The organism is Arthrobacter sp. 2MCAF15 (genome assembly GCF_052115605.1).
Lineage (GTDB): Bacteria > Actinomycetota > Actinomycetes > Actinomycetales > Micrococcaceae > Arthrobacter.
Window position 1 is genome coordinate 334984 of record NZ_JBFRGZ010000001.1, and the last position, 15706, is coordinate 350689.

Genomic DNA, 15706 nt, shown 5'->3' on the forward strand with positions numbered 1-15706 from the left:
TCGTCCCTGGCTGATGCCGCCGGCATCCTCCGTGCAGCTGAACGCATAGCCAAAACGCGGGCCAACGGATACCGGGTCGTGGCGGTAGTGTCCGCCATGGGGGACACCACCGACGAACTCTGCGACCTCGCCGCCGAGGTTTCCGCCCGTCCGCTTCCTGGTGACCTCGATGCCCTCCTGAGCATCGGCGAACTTGTGTCCTCGGCCCTGCTGGCGATCGCGCTCGCGGATCTTGGCCAGGTGCCGCGCACATTCACCGGCAGTGCGGCCGGCCTCATTACCGACAACATCCATGGCAAGGCACACATCACTGATGTCAGGCCGGACCGCGTCCGCACTAGCTTGGCCCACGGCGAAGTCCCCATCGTTGCAGGATTCCAGGGCAGGACGAAGAAACGGAACAAGGTGACCACACTCGGTCGCGGTGGCTCCGATCTCACGGCCGTCGCGCTCGCAGCGGCACTTGGGGCAGATATTTGCGAAATCTACACGGACGTCGACGGCGTCTACACCGCGGACCCCCGTGTCGTCCCGACAGCCCGAAAGATCGAAGTCCTCTCGAGCGAGGAAATGCTGGAGTTCGCGGCCTCCGGGTCCAAGGTGCTGCATCTGAGGTGTGTTGAATACGCCCGCCGGTTCGGTATCCCGATCCACGTCAGGTCCTCGTTCGTGCCGGACCCTGGGACGCTGATCCTGCCTGGCCTCGACCGCCATCCTGTGCACCAGCCCGCACGGGAGCAGCCCGAGGTGACCGGAGTAGCCGGAGTCAATTCGGCGTCGAAAATCACCGTCGTTGGAATTCCGGACGAACCGGACAGCATGGCGCGCATCCTCAGTGTGCTGTCGCGTTCCGGGGCGCACGTCCAGAAGATTGTCCACAACACGGCCAGCCCGGGCTCAAGCCGTTCCAACGTTGCCTTGATCGTTCCGGCAGCCCAGGCAAATTCCGCCCTGGCCGTGCTGCATGCCGAAAAGGCAACCATCGGATTCCGCGGCCTGCAGCACGACGGCCAGGTGGGAAGGGTGTCCGTCACCGGCCTGGGCATGCGGTCGTCACCGGAAATCTTCTGCACATTCCTCAAGGCCCTGTCCGACGCCGATGTGGACCTCGATCTCCTGGACATCTCCGAGACGTCCGTGGGGGCCATCACACAAGCTGACCGGCTCGCCGATGCCGAGCGGGCCGTCCGGCTGGCGTTTGGCATGGCTCCGGCGGAGGAGCACGCCGGAACGGGTCATTACGACAACCTCGCGCCCGCTGTTTACCCCCGGCCGGCCAACGGACTGCGATCTCTGGCAGGGATATGACCCCTGCCCGCAGGGTGGCAGAACCATGGCGCGTGACGTAAAGCGAAGGAGCGAAACGATGGGCAAAAGCGCGAGGACCGGCAGCGGCCCCACCCTCCCGCCGGAGCTGCGTGGCAAAATGTCGCTGAACGGCGGCTCGACGGGGGGAACAATCCTGACTTCGGCCGCGCCGGATCAGACGGCCCGCTGGCATCGAGGCGAACGGCTGGACCAGCTGTTCGAGGATCGCTGTGACCTCTTGCAGGATGAGGGGCTCGGTACGCAGGTCGCCGTCGATGCGGGCACCATCGTCTTGACGTATGCCCAGCTGGACGAGCGGGCTAATCAGCTCGCGCGGCATCTGCTGCTGTGCGGCGCCCGGCCCGGAGACCGGATTGCACTGCTGTTTGATCAGCCGTGGCGGGCCTACGTGGCGATGCTCGCCGTGTTGAAGATCCGTGCCGCCTATGTTCCCCTGGATCCGGGATTCCCTCCTGACCGGCTCAAGTACATTGTCGAAGACGCCGATGCCACAATGGTCCTGTCCCTGTCGCATTTGCGGGACCTGCTGCCTGAAGTGGCCGCTGTCACCGTGTGCCTTGATGATGTGCAGGATCAGGTCGACGCCAAGGACTCCTCGCGGCTGAACCGTAAGGACATGGGCGGAACCCAAGACGAACTGGCCTACATCATCTACACCTCGGGTTCTACCGGCAGGCCCAAGGGCGTGGCCGTGGAACATGCCAGCATCTGCAACTTCGTCCGGGTCGCCGCCGCGCACTATGGCATCCGGGCCACGGATCGCGTGTACCAGGGCATGACCATCGCATTCGATTTTTCGGTCGAGGAAATCTGGGTCTCGTGGATGGCCGGAGCCACCCTGGTGCCCAAGCCAAAGGGGCCCAACCTGCTTGGCGCCGACCTCGCCGAGTACCTGACCGAACATAAGATTACGGCCCTTTGTTGTGTTCCGACGCTGCTGGCGACCATTGACGAGGACCTGCCCGGCCTCAGGTTCTTGCTGGTCTCCGGCGAGGCATGCCCGAAAGACCTGGTCACGCGCTGGCACCGCCCGGACCGGCGCTTCCTGAACGTCTACGGGCCGACCGAGGCGACGGTTACCGCGACCTGGGCCCTGCTGGATCCGGACGGACCCGTCTCACTGGGCGTGCCGCTTCCCACGTATTCGGCGGTCATCCTCGACCCCGATGGGTGCCGTGCGCTGCCCCGCGGTGAATCCGGGGAAATAGGCCTTGCCGGAGTGGGCCTGGCACGGGGCTACGTGAACCGGCAGGACCTGACGGAGCGGGCCTTTGTCCCGGATTTCCTCGGGATCGACAATAATCCCTCCGGGCGGATCTACCGCACCGGAGACCTGGGCAGGATCAATGACCGCGGGGAACTGGAGTACTTCGGCCGGATCGACACGCAGGTCAAAATCCGCGGGTACCGGATCGAGCTGACTGAAATCGAATCCTGCCTCCTGCAGCTGCCCGGAATCGCGCAGGGGGTTGTTCAGACCTTCGAACCCGAGCCGGGAGTGGTGGAACTGGCCGCGTATTACACCCTCCGCCAGGACATCCAGAGCATTGATGCCCAGGATCTCCACCGGATGCTGCGCACCAGGTTGCCCGGCTACATGGTTCCTGCGTACTTCGAGGAGCTGGACGCCATTCCCATGATGCCCAGCGGCAAGGTGGACCGGAAGCTGCTGCCCCGGCCGGCGCGCAGGCTCAGCCTGGCTGCCGCCGGGTCCTACACCGCCCCGACAAACGACGCTGAGAAAGCCCTGGCCGGGCAGCTCGGCACAGTGCTGGGCCTCGAGAAGGTGTCCGTCGATGCGCACTTTTTCAACGACCTGGGCGCCGACTCACTGCTGATGGCGCACTTCTGCGCCCGCGTCCGGAAGGATACGGACCTGCCGTCGGCGGCGATGCAGGACATCTACGAAAACCCCACGGTCCGCCAGCTCGCCGAGTACCTCCAGGCTCTTCAGACCAGGCAACTCGAGTCGGCACTGGCCCATTCGACGCCGGAGGACGGTCCGGCGGCCCCCAAACCGGTGCCTCCGCCGAGCACTTTCCAGTTCGTCATGTGCGGAGTAGTCCAGCTGCTGATATTTCTGGGGTACACCACGTATGCGGCCGGCCTGCTGATTGTCGGCTACCAATGGACGTCCGGAGGAAGCAACCTGTTTGACATGTGGTTGCGGTCCATCGGTTTCGGCGCCGCCACATTCCTCGTCCTGTCCGTGACACCGATCCTCGTCAAGTGGGTCCTGGTGGGGCGGTGGAAGCCGGAGCAGATCCGAATCTGGAGTCCGGGGTACCTGCGGTTCTGGGCAGTGAAGACCCTGACCCGCGCTAATCCCATGGTGCTGTTCGTGGGCTCGCCTCTCTATGTGCTGTACCTGCGGCTCCTTGGGGCAAAGATCGGCAAGGGTGTGGTGATCCTCTCCCGGAAGGTGCCGGCCTGCCCGGATTTGTTTACGGTTGGCGACAACACGGTCATCCAGAAAAACTCCTCGTTCCTCTGCTACCGGGCACAGTCGGGCGTGATTGAGACCGGACCGGTGACGCTGGGCAACAATGTCCTGGTGTCGGAGAAGACCACCCTGGACATCGGCACGTCGATGGGGAACGACACCCAGCTCGGACACAGCTCGTCGCTGCAGACGGGGCAGGCCGTACCTGATGGACAAACCTGGCACGGATCGCCCGCGGCGCGCACCAACGCCGACTACCGGCGGGTCCCGGCCATGACCTGCAGCACCCGCCGGCGAGTCATTTTCAGCCTGCTCCAGCTCTTCAACCGGCTCGTCCTGGTGGTACCAGCCGCCGTCCTCGGGCTCGCGGCGCTCCTGCCGTCCTATCTTGGCAGCGGGCACCTGCAGCTGGGCAACCCGAGCTTCTTCCTCGACGTGGTTGGCGTGACGCTGGTGCTGTACGTCGTCGGCCTGGTCACGGGCCTGATCGTGGTGTTCACCGTCCCGCGTCTGCTCAACCGCTTCCTCAAGCCGGACAAGGTCTATCCGCTGTACGGTGTGCACTTCACCATCCAGCGGATGGTGTCCCGCATGTCCAATGTCAGGCTGTACAAAGATGTTTTTGGCGACAGTTCCTACATCGTGCACTACCTGCGGGCGCTGGGTTACAAACTCGGCAAAGTGCAGCAGACCGGATCAAACTTCGGCCCCACCCTGGCCCATGAGTCGCCGTACCTGAGCTCAGTGGGGACGGGGACCATGGTCGCGGACGGCCTCAACATGATGAACGCCGACTTCACCAGTACCTCGTTCCGCCTCTCGCAGGTCCGCATCGCCGGCCACAACTTCCTCGGCAACGCCATCACCGTTCCGATCGGATCCCGCGTGGGGGACAACTGCCTGCTGGCCACGAAGGTGATGATCCCGATCGACGGTCCGGTCCGGACGGATGTTGGCCTGCTCGGCTCGCCGCCCTTCGAGATTCCCCGGTCTGTCCAGCGTGATGCCCAGTTTGATGAAAAGAAGATGGAGGAGGCCAAGAACAGGGCCCTCCCGGCAAAGAACCGGCACAACATCCTGAGCATGGTGCTGTTCCTGGCAGTGCGCTGGGTCCTGCTGTTTATCGCCACGCTCAGCGGGGCCGTTGCCGTGTCCGCCTTCAGCGTCCTGGGTGTGTTGTCTGTCGCCGCCATGATGCTCGCCATGCTGGTGTTCCGGGTGCTCATCCTGGTGCTGGTGGAGCGCTCGGTCATGGGTTTCCGCCACCTGAAGCCGCAGTACTGCTCGATCTACGACCGCTACTTCTGGCGGCACGAACGGCTGTGGAAGCTGCTGGCCATGCCCGGGTTCAACGGGACGCCCTTCAAGCCCCTGATCTGGAGGATGCTGGGCGTCAAGGTTGGCAAGCGGCTCTACGATGCCGGCGCCAACATGCCGGAGAAGACACTCGTGACGATCGGTGATGACGGCGCCTTGAATGAGGGGGCAACCATTCAGGGCCACTCCATGGAAGACGGCGCCTTCAAGTCGGACCGCATCCGTCTCGGCGACCGGTGCACCGTAGGCGTGGATGCATGGATCAATTACGGCGTGACGATGCAGGACGGTGCCGCCCTGGGGGCCGATGCCCTGCTGATGAAAGGCGAAGACGTCCCGGAAAATGCAACCTACACGGGCAACCCGGCACGCGAGGTGATGATCCCCGCCAGCCCGGAGCCGCGCCGTGCCGGGACCATCGGTGCCGGGACCATCAGCGGGCCACGCCACCGGGATCCACTCGCCTCACAGGGCGGGCTCCTGAGGCTTCCGAGGGTGGCCCACGGGGCACACCGGTCAGCGCGGGCCACTACGCACTGACCGGGCAGGATCCCAGCCCCGGAGTCCCTAGTGAGATCCGGTTGGCAGGGGAGCGTCTTCGGGGAAGTCGTCCGGGAAGTCCTCGGACGCGGCTGCCGGTGCGGAGTGGCGACCGCGGGGCAGGGACTTCTGCAACGCCCTGCGCTCACGCCGTCCTTCCACGAGCCGGTACAGTACCGGCACCAGGATCAGCGTGAGGGCCGTGGAGGAGATCAGGCCGCCGATCACCACGATCGCCAGGGGCTGGGAGATGAAACCGCCGCCGCCGGTCAGGCCCAGTGCCATGGGCGTCAGAGCGAACACCGTGGCCAGGGCTGTCATGAGGATCGGGCGGAGGCGCTGGCGGGCTCCGTGCGTGATCGCCTCCGCCACGGCCATCCCGGGCTCGCCGTTGCGGGGCTGGCGGTACTGGTTGATGAGGTCAATCAGCACAATCGCGTTGGTCACCACGATGCCGACGAGCATCAGCATGCCGATCAGTGACGGCAGTCCCAGCGGCACCCCGGTTACCACGAGCAGGGCGATGGCCCCGGTGGCCGCGAACGGGATGGAGACCAGCAGGATCAGCGGCTGAATGAGGGATTTGAACGCAGCCACCATGATCACGTAGACGATCGCGACGGCGGCCAGCAGCGCGAGCCCCAGCTGCCGGAACGAATCGGCCTGCTGTGTCGTGGCGCCGCCGATCGTGGCGGTGACCCCCGGCGGCAGCTGGACCGACTTGAGGCGGTTCTGCACCTCGGTGCTGACCGCGCCGAGGTTGGCGCCCGACGGCGTCACGGAGATCCGTGCTGTGCGTTGGCCGTTGCTGGCGGTGATGGAGACCGGGACGTCGACCTGTTCCACGGAAGCGATGCTGCCCAGCGGCACGGTGCCGGCCGCCGTCGGGAGCGGGATCGCGCGGACAGCGTCGATGCTCGTGAAGCGGGTGCCGTCGCCAATCCGTACCGGGAAGTCGTTGGTGTCGATGCGGACTGTGCCGGCCGGGATCGGGCTGATCGTGGCGGCCAGGACCCCTGCCACGCGCTCTTCGTTCAGGCCGGCAGCGACGGCCTTGGCCCGGTCCACCTTGACCTGGACCACCGGCTGGCTGGCGGCCAGGTTGGTGGCCACCTCGCTGCTGCCGGGCACCCCGTCCATGGCCTTGACCATGGCGTCACTGGCGGCCCGGAGATCAGCCGTGGTGGCCGCCTTGAGGGTGATGTCCACGGTCGAGGACGTGCCGAAGCCGCCCTGCTGGGATCCGACGGTGATCTTGCCGGCGTCGCCGAGCTGGGCGAGCTGGCTGCGGACAGTGTCCTGGAGCTTGCCTTGGTTGGCCTTTTCGTCCGTCACCACCGTGAACGTCGAGTTCGACGCGCCGCTGGAGAGTAGGGCAGAGAAGCCGGTCTGGGCGTTGCCGGTGGTGGACTGGACGTCCTTGATCCCGTCGATGCCCCGCAGGACATCCTCAACCCGGATGGCCGAGGCGCTGGCCTCGGTGAGGCTGGTGCCGGCCGGCAGGACCTGCTTAACCGTCATGCTGTTCTCGCCGGAGCGGCCCAGCAGGTCGGTGGCGAGCAGGGGGGACATCGCCACGGTGCCGCCGAGCACCAGCGCCGCGGCGATCAGAGTGAGGACGGGGTGCCGCTGCGTTCCGGCGAGGACAGGCAGGTACCCGCGCTGCAGGAGCGTGCGCTGCTCGGCCTCATGCGCCCTGGCAGCAACGCCAGCGCCAGAACCGGTGCCAGAACCAGAACCAACGCCAGAATCAGCGCCAGCGCCGGCGGCAGAATCAGCGCCGGCGCCGGCGGGCGTGCGCAGGAACCAGTACGCCAGCACCGGCACGATGGTCAGGGAGACCAGCAGCGAGGAGATCAGGGCGATGGTCACCGTCAGGGCGAACGGCCGGAACAGCTCGCCGGCCAGATCACCGACGAAGGCTATCGGCAGGAAGACGGCCACAGTGGTCAGTGTGGAGGCCGTGATGGCTCCGGCCACCTCGCGGATGGAGGTCAGGATCGCCGTGATCTTGGTTTCGCCGTAGCTCAGATGCCGTTTGATGTTTTCGATGACCACGATCGAGTCGTCCACCACGCGTCCGATCGCGATGGTGAGCGCGCCCAGGGTCAGGATATTCAGCGAGTAGCCGGTGGCCGAGAGGCCGATGAACGTGATCAGCAGGGACAGCGGGATGGACACGGCCGTGACAAGGGTGGAGCGCACGGACATGAGGAACACCAGGATCACGGCGACGGCGAAGCCCAGGCCCAGCAGGCCCTCGGTGGTGAGGTCCTTGATCGATTTCTCGATGAACGGCGCCTGGTCGAAGACCGGGGTGAACTTGGCGTTGGAGCCAAGCTCGGCCTCCAGCTGCGGGATGGCGGCCTTGACCGCGTGGGAGATCCCAACCGTGTCGCCGTCGGGCTTCTTGGTCACGGACAGGGCGAGGGTTTCCTTGCCGTTCGTGCGTGTGATGGACGTGCGGGCGTCCTCGACCAGGCTGACGTCGGCCACGCTGCCAATCGTCGCCGCATCGCGGGCCGAGCCCAGCGGGAGGGCCTTGATGGCGTCGAGGGAATCCACCGGGCTGCCGATCTGCAGCGAGAGGGTCTTGCCCTGTTCCTCGACGGTGCCGGCCGGAACCAGCGCACCGTTGTTCTTCAGTGCGTCACTGATGGACTGGAGATTCGCGCCCGACGCCGCCAGGTCCCCGGGGCGCGGCAGGATCCGGATGTGCTCGGTGGCGCCGCCGGTGACGTCGGCGCCCCTGACGCCGTCGAGCTTCTGCAGCCGGGGGACACTGAGCCGGGCGAGGTCGGCGTTCAGTTCGCTGAGCGGCTTGTCCGAGGACACGGCCAGGAACACGATCGGGAAGTCGCTGATGCTCCCGGCGATCGCCTGCGGCTGGACGTCCTTGGGCAGGGCCTGCTTGGCGTTGGAGATGGCGCGGTCGATCTGGTTCCGCGCGCGGTCCAGGTTGGTGCCGTACGTGAACGCCAGGGTGATCTGGGAGACACCGTTCCGCGAGGTCGAGGACGTCGACTCCAGGCCCTCGACGCCGTTGAGCGCCGTTTCCAGCGGAGCGCTGATCTGCTTGTCCACGACTTCCGGCGACGCGCCGGGCATCGAGGAGATGACCGTGATCTGCGGGAACTCGATGGACGGAATGAGCTCCTGCTTCAGCGAGGACATCGTGATCACACCGAAAACCGACGCGAACACCGTGATCAGCGCGATCAGGGCCCGGTTGGCGAGGGACAGCTTTGCGAGCCGGAACATCTCATGGTCTCCTGGTGGGTCGGCGACGTCCTGCACTGCAGGCCATCAAAGCGCAGGGACGTCAAAGAGTTGCAGCGGTCCCAAACCAGCAGTGTAAACCAGCCGCCGCCCCGCCCCGGACTTAGTTGTGGGCGGAGACCTGTTCGAGTTGCAGCGTCTTGGCCGTCTCGGCCTCCAGCTGTGCGGCGAGCTCAGGGTTGTCGTTGAGCTTGATGCCGTAGCCGGGCATCATGTCCTTGAGCTTGGACTGCCAGCCCTTGAAGTTCTTGGGGAAGGACTTCTGGAGCAGTTCGATCATGATCGGCACGGCCGTGGACGCGCCCGGGGACGCGCCAAGCAGGGCGCCGATGCTGCCGTCGCGTCCGGCAATGACCTCGGTGCCGAACTGCAGCACGCCGCCCTTCTTCGGGTCCTTCTTGATGATCTGGACCCGCTGGCCGGCCGTGATGAGCTCCCAGTCGCCGTCCTTGGCCTCGGGGTAGTACTCCCGCAGGGCCTCGACCTTGTCGCCGTGGCGTTTGGCGACTTCCTTGACGAGGTAGGCGGTGAGGTCCATGTTGTCCTTGGCCACGGCCAGCATCGGGATGATGTTGGAGGGGCGGATGGACAGCGGCAGGTCCAGGTAGGAGCCGTTCTTGAGGAAGTTGGTGGAGAACCCGGCGTAGGGGCCGAACAGCAGGGAACGCTTGCCGTTGACGTAGCGGGTGTCCAGGTGCGGCACGGACATGGGCGGGGCGCCGACCGATGCCTGGCCGTAGACCTTTGCGCTGTGCTGGGCCGCGAGGCTCTCGTCGGTGCAGCGGAAGAACTGGCCGGAGACCGGGAAGCCGCCAAAGCCCTTGCTTTCCGGGATGCCGGAGGCCTGGAGCAGGTGCAGGGCGCCGCCGCCGGCACCCACAAACACGAACTTCGCGTGGATGGAGCCGTGTTCGCCGCTCTCGGGGTGCTTGAGCGACAGGTCCCAGCCGCCGTCGGACGCCCGCTTGATGTCGCTGACGTTGTGGCCGTAGTTGATTTCCACGCCGTTGTTGCCCAGGTAGGTGGTCAGCTCCCGGGTCAGGGCGCCGAAGTCGACGTCGGTGCCCTCGGCGGCACGGGTTGCCGCGACCCGCTGCTTGGGGTCGCGGCCCTTGACGATCAGCGGGGCCCACTTGGCGATCTGGGCGTGGTCCTCGGAGTACTCCATCGAGCGGAACAGCGGGTTCGGCTTGAGTGCCTCGTAGCGGGTGCGCAGGAACTTGGTGTGGTCCTCGCCGATCACGAAGCTCATGTGCGGAACGGTGTTGATGAAGCCCTTGGGGGAGCCGATCAGGGAATTCGAGACCAGGTGGGACCAGAACTGGCGGGACAGTTGGAACTGCTCGTTGATGTTCAGGGCCTTGGCGGGGTCCACCGAGCCGTCTTTGGCTGCGGGGGAGTAATTAAGCTCACACAGGGCGGCGTGGCCGGTGCCGGCGTTGTTCCAGGGGCCGGAGCTTTCCAGTCCCGGCTCGTCGAGCTTCTCGAACAGGGAGATGGTCCAGTTCGGCTCGAGCTGCTTGATGAAAGCACCGAGAGTGGCGCTCATGATGCCGCCGCCAATCAGGACGACGTCGGCATGTTGGGTCTTGGAAATGAAAGTCACAATCAGTCTCCGATAGCAGCGGCTCTGGCTGTCACAGAATATCCCGCACCGCCCACTAACTGAAATTGGCCCCGGGCGTCAAGGCTTTAGCTCGACCTTTGTGAAAACTTCATTAAGCACCGGGGACGCCGGGTACTTCAGGACCCTGTCTGAGAGCGCCAGGGCGGAGATCGGGTACGCGATGGGAACCGCCGGCACCGTGGCCGCGATCTGGGCATTGATCGTCTGGTATTCGGACGTGCGGTCCTTGCCGTCCGGCAATCCCCGGGCCCGGGCGATCTTGGAGAAGACCTGGGGATCCTGGTAGCCGAATTCGCCGGTGTTCTCGCCAAAGAGCGGGCCCACGAAGTTGTCAGGGTCCGAATACGAGCCGTTCCAGCCGAGCAGGTGCAGGGCGTGGTCACCCGGGGAGGTGACCTTCTGCAGGTAGCCGTCGGCCCAGTCCACGGGCACCGGCTTGATGTTGAGTCCGACGGCGGTCAGTTGCCGGCTGATTTCGGCGTACACCTTTTCGGGCGTCGGCAGGTAGGGCCGGGTGACGTTGAGCGGATAGTAGAACTTCAGCTCCTCGCCCTTGTAGCCGGCTTCGGCGAGAAGTTCCTTGGCCTTGTCCGGGTTGTAGCCGAGCGCGGCGGCGTTGTTGTTGAAGCCGCTGAGCTTGGGCGGAACAAACTGGGACGCCTGCGCTGTGTTGTCGATGAAGAAGCGTCGGATCAAGGTGTCCTTGTCCAGCGCCATCTCGATCGCCTGGCGCACCTTGAGGTTCTGCAGGATGGGGATTTCCTGGTTCATGCCCAGGTACATGACGGAGAAGGGATCCCGCTGGATGATCTGTTTTCCGCTCTTGACCAGCTGGTCGAAGTTGCCGACGGTGACGGCGTCGTAGGCGTCGATCTTGCCGTCCAGCAGTGCCTGCATCCGGGTCTGCGGGTGATCGTAGGTCACGAACTTGATGGTTCCGATCTGTCCCTTGTCCCCCCAATAGTCCTTGTTGCTGTTCAGGGTGACGCTGCCAGGGTCCCAGGAGTCGAAGACGTACGGTCCGGTGCCCACCGGGTGGAGGCCGTAGGCGGACACCGGCTGGCCGCCGCGGCTCTGGTCCAGGACGTCCGCGTGCTGCGCGGCAAGGGCCTTGGGSGAAGAGAYCGCGAAGGCGGGGAGGGTGAGGGCCTGGAGAAATCCCGTGAAGGGCTGGGTCAGGTCGATCCGGACATTGTCCGGAGCCACAGCGGTGCAGCCCTTGTAGATGGACAGGGGCGCCTGGTCCGCATGGGCCTTGAACACGCCCTTGAACGTGGTGCCGCTGGCCTCCTGGCGGAGGGCAGGAGAGAAGTTGAACCAGCGGTTGAAGTTGGTGCAGACGGCGGCGGCATCGAACGGCGTCCCATCCTGGAAGGTGACGTGCTCGCGCAGCTTGAACCCGTAGGTCCGGCCTTCATCGCTCTGGGACCACTCCGTGGCCAACAGCGGCGTGGGCTCGCCGGTGGTCTGGTCGACGCCCACAAGCCCCTCCAGGACCTGCCGGGTGACGCGATAGGACTCGACGTCGGAGACAAGGGCGGGATCGAGGCCCAGCGGATCCGAGCCGGTGCCGAAGGTGAACGTGGCGGTGGGCGCCGCGGCAGGAGCGGATGTGGGGGTCGCGGAGCTGGGTGCCGGGCCGAGGTTGCCCGTGCAGGACGCGAGCGGGAACACAAGGAGTGCGGCCCCGATGCCGGCGGCAATCCGCCGCATTGTCCTGCTGGGCACTGTACTGCTGGGCACTCGAGAATCACCTCTGGGGAACTGGTTGGGCCGCCGGCTGCGGAACAGCCCCAGTCTAGTTGACAGCGGAGTCCGCCAGCTTTTGTGGCGCACCGGCACGCGCAGCACGTGCTTGCCAAAAGCGAAGGCCCGCACCTTCTGGTGCGGGCCTTCGCTTCTCCTATTGGTCCAGGGAGTCAGGCTGGAGCCGGGACAGGAGTGCTTGAGTCTGACTACTTGGGCATCAGGACAGAGTCGACCATGTAGACCGTTGCGTTGGCGGTCTGGACGCCGCCGCAGACAACGTTGGCGCCGTCGACCTTGAGGGCGTCCTTGGTGCCGGTAACGGTCACCGAACCGCCTTCTACAGTCTTGTGGGTGCCGACGATCTGGTCCGGGGTGATCTTGCCCGGGACCACGTGGTAGGTCAGGATCTTGCTCAGGGTGGCGTCATCCGTCTTCAGGGCCTCGATCGTGGCCGGGTCGATCTTCTTGAAGGCGTCATCCGTCGGGGCGAAGACAGTGAATTCGCTGCCGTTCAGGGTGTCGACCAGGTTGACTTTGGGGTTGAGCTTGCCGGAAACGGCGGCGGTCAGCGTGGTGAGGATCGGGTTGTTGGAGGCGGCGGTGGCTACCGGGTCAAGGGCCATGCCCGATACGGAGCCGGCACCGCTCGGAACCTGGGCGGCGTAAGCTGCGCAGCCGGGGCCGACGAGGTTGGCGGCCGGATCCATGGCTGCGGCGGAGGCGGTGGCCGACGGCGCCATGCTGGATGCCGACGGCGCGGCGGACGGTGCCGCAGAAGACGGTGCCGAGGAAGCGGAAGATCCGCCACAGGCCGTGAGGCTGAGCATAGCGGCAGCTGCGATACCTGCAACGGCGAACGTGGTGCGCTTGATGTTCTGCATTTTGGTTTCTCCTTTATTGTGCCGAATGTTGCCTGCGGCGGACGTTGCCGCTGTGGCCTTTCCCGACTGTTGGGCACCGACCCTTGGTTGGTGTCTCAATGGGTATTCGGCTGCTCGGAGGAAACGGATGGGTGGGGAATTGAAATTCTTTTTGAACACCCCCGAATGCCCTGAAAACCGCTGGAAAACACGAGAACCCCGGTCCGAAGACCGGGGTTCTCTCTGTGTGCGCAAGGGGGGACTTGAACCCCCACGCCCGAAGGCACAGGAACCTAAATCCTGCGTGTCTGCCAATTTCACCACTCGCGCGCGGCGCCGTCGTCGTCCGGGAATTGAACCCCGGAGCCTGGCGCCAGGCTCCATTGTACCTATTACCCGGGACCTATTACCCTCACGCTTTACTGGTGCGGCGTACGGCGTAGGTCAGGCGTCCAGCTTCAGGTCGCGGCGAAGTTTGGCTACGTGCCCGGTGGCGCGGACGTTGTACTGCGCGAGGGCGACACGCCCCTCGGCGTCGACGACGATCGTGGAGCGGATGAGGCCCTGGTAAGTCTTGCCGTAGTTTTTCTTCTCGCCCCACGCCGCATACGCGTCGGCGACGGAGTGGTCCTCGTCGGAGAGCAGCGGGAAGGTCAGGCCTTCGGCGGCCGCGAACGCGGCAAGCTTTCCGACGGGGTCGGGGGAGATGCCCACCACGTCATAACCGGCGGACTGCAGGGAGGCGAGGGAATCCCGGAAGTCGCACGCCTGCTTGGTGCATCCCGGGGTGGAAGCCGCCGGGTAGAAGTAGATCACGGTCTTCCGGCCCCGGAAATCGCGCAGGCTGACGTCCTGTCCTTCGGCATTCTTGAGGGTGAAATCCGGTGCTGTGGCACCGGCGATGAGTCGCTCAGGCACGGGGGTCTCCTAGATGGGTTGGGCCGCAATACGGGCTGACCATCCAGCGTAGTGAGGCGATCGGCCCACGACGAATCCGCTGCTCGCTATACTCTTGGGTATGCCTGATATGGATCGCTGGCCCACGGGCCGCCTATTGTCCACGGCAGCACGTCTCGTAGAACACTCCTGGAACGAAAAATTGGGGGCCATTGGGCTGACCCATGCCGGGGTGATCGCCATGGAGGTGCTCTCGGCGAATGGGCCGATGACGCAAGCCCAATTGGCCCAACTCGTGCGGGTCCAGGCCCAGACCATGGGCAAGACGCTGAGTCGCCTGGAAGCGCACGGCCACATTTCGCGGCAGCGCAGCGCCTCTGACAGGCGCAGCCATGTGGTGTCGCTGACTGACCAGGGACGCCAAGCCGTGACAGCGGCCGCCGACATGGAACGCTCGGTGCTCGCCGCGACGCCCATTGACCCCGACGTGCTGCGCCAGGAACTCCAGGCCGTGGTCAGGGTGCTGGCAACAAGGTCAACTTCCGTGGAGGCCAAGGCCATCGTCACGTCCGCGGACCCGGCCGCCGCGGCCAATCCCGGTGCCGCGGCCGAGGCTGCCCCGCTTAACTAGCCGCTTATTAACTAGCCGCTTAGATTGTCACGGCCTGGTTCGCCAGGGTGGCCACGAGGGCTGACATCTTGAGGCCCGTGAGCACCACTGTGAGCAGGGTGACGCCGATCATTGCCCAAAGCGGGGCGAGCCCGCGCCGCGGCGCCACCTCATGGACTATCACGGAGCGGCCGATCACGTAGAGCGCAAGGCTGAGGAACACCCATGCCCAGTGGAACGGACGGACCACGCCGTCCTTGCGAAGCCTGTCCCAGTCCAGGTACGCCAGGAGCGCGGACACGCCATAGAGCACGAAGCTCGTGGCCACCAGGATGAAGTAGGGAGCCGTGAAGATCGACGCCGGATCGAGCGTCTGGATCTGGCGGGGGCCCACGGTGCGCAGCCGGAATACCGGGTTCCAGAACATGAGCAGAATGAGCGACACGAGCGGAAGGGCCACAATGGTCCAGATGTACGCGTTGTAGACCGGTGTCTTGTCACTGATGCGCCTCCGCGGTGCCACCAGGCCTTGGGGCGGTGTCGCCTGGAACTGGCCTGCGCTCAACTGTCCGGTCCACGCCGTCCCGTTCCACCACCGAAGCCGGCCGGAGCCCGCGGGGTCTGGATACCAGCCGGGGCCAGGGGATGAAGCATTGGGCGGGACGGTCATGGCGTTTCATCCTTTGCGGCGCGGCGCGTTCGCTTATTCAACGCACTCTTCGGTTCTGGCTAGGTGCACATCTAGGACAGAGAGTACATGGGCGCGGCCGCAACGGCGGGTCAAGGGCCCGTCAGCGGCGGTGGCCGGTGTTGTCAAGGCCGACGAAGTGCGACAGGCCACTGGTTCTCCCGCGCCGGAAATCCCTGAGGGCCCTTTCGGACTCGGCGTTCGAGACTGTGCGCCGACGCCTGGATTTGTGCCGCACGTCACGGACAATGGTCGCGATCACGACGAGTGCGGCCGCGCCGCCCAGGATAAGCAACTCCATGGTTCCCCCTTGTGTTGGAGCGTTTGTCGATTCTAGCCGCGGGCCATGGCGGCCGGTAGGGGACCG

At 65.4% G+C, this 15706-nt stretch carries 10 protein-coding genes and 1 tRNA gene; 3 read left to right on the forward strand and 8 right to left on the reverse strand.

Annotation, left to right across the window (positions count from 1 at the left end):
• Positions 1-24 precede the first annotated feature (24 nt).
• The gene (locus AB4089_RS01495; protein ID WP_441407678.1) at positions 25-1308 is read left to right on the forward strand and encodes an aspartate kinase; all 1284 of its coding nucleotides are present in this window, start codon (positions 25-27) and stop codon (positions 1306-1308) included.
• A gap of 58 nt (positions 1309-1366) precedes the next feature.
• Positions 1367-5629, forward strand: a complete 4263-nt coding sequence (locus tag AB4089_RS01500; RefSeq protein WP_441407559.1) for a Pls/PosA family non-ribosomal peptide synthetase — start codon at positions 1367-1369, stop codon at positions 5627-5629.
• A 27-nt stretch (positions 5630-5656) separates the two neighbouring features.
• Here AB4089_RS01500 and AB4089_RS01505 read toward each other — a convergent pair whose 3' ends face one another.
• The 6 genes from AB4089_RS01505 to bcp all read right to left on the reverse strand — a co-directional run bounded on the left by AB4089_RS01505 (position 5657) and on the right by bcp (position 14062).
• A complete protein-coding gene (locus AB4089_RS01505) occupies positions 5657-8890 on the reverse strand; it encodes an efflux RND transporter permease subunit (protein ID WP_441407560.1) in 3234 nt (1077 codons plus the stop codon).
• Positions 8891-9011: 121 nt separating this feature from the next.
• The gene (locus tag AB4089_RS01510) at positions 9012-10514 is read right to left on the reverse strand and encodes a malate:quinone oxidoreductase (RefSeq protein ID WP_441407561.1); all 1503 of its coding nucleotides are present in this window, start codon (positions 10512-10514) and stop codon (positions 9012-9014) included.
• A 78-nt stretch (positions 10515-10592) separates the two neighbouring features.
• A complete protein-coding gene (locus tag AB4089_RS01515) occupies positions 10593-12248 on the reverse strand; it encodes an ABC transporter substrate-binding protein (protein WP_441407679.1) in 1656 nt (551 codons plus the stop codon).
• 242 nt (positions 12249-12490) lie between these two features.
• The gene (locus tag AB4089_RS01520) at positions 12491-13165 is read right to left on the reverse strand and encodes a fasciclin domain-containing protein (RefSeq protein ID WP_441407562.1); all 675 of its coding nucleotides are present in this window, start codon (positions 13163-13165) and stop codon (positions 12491-12493) included.
• A 227-nt stretch (positions 13166-13392) separates the two neighbouring features.
• A tRNA-Leu gene (locus AB4089_RS01525) sits at positions 13393-13474 on the reverse strand.
• A gap of 114 nt (positions 13475-13588) precedes the next feature.
• Positions 13589-14062, reverse strand: coding sequence for a thioredoxin-dependent thiol peroxidase (gene bcp / locus AB4089_RS01530; RefSeq protein WP_441407563.1), 474 nt, complete (start codon positions 14060-14062; stop codon positions 13589-13591).
• A gap of 109 nt (positions 14063-14171) precedes the next feature.
• Between bcp and AB4089_RS01535 the strand changes: the two genes are divergently transcribed.
• Positions 14172-14672 (forward strand): MarR family winged helix-turn-helix transcriptional regulator, encoded by a 501-nt coding sequence (locus AB4089_RS01535; RefSeq protein ID WP_441407680.1) that lies wholly within the window; start codon positions 14172-14174, stop codon positions 14670-14672.
• A 19-nt stretch (positions 14673-14691) separates the two neighbouring features.
• Here AB4089_RS01535 and AB4089_RS01540 read toward each other — a convergent pair whose 3' ends face one another.
• Positions 14692-15321, reverse strand: a complete 630-nt coding sequence (locus AB4089_RS01540) for a DUF2510 domain-containing protein (protein ID WP_441407564.1) — start codon at positions 15319-15321, stop codon at positions 14692-14694.
• A 121-nt stretch (positions 15322-15442) separates the two neighbouring features.
• On the reverse strand, positions 15443-15640 hold the full coding sequence (locus AB4089_RS01545) for a hypothetical protein (protein WP_441407565.1): 198 nt from the start codon (positions 15638-15640) through the stop codon (positions 15443-15445).
• Positions 15641-15706 lie beyond the last annotated feature (66 nt).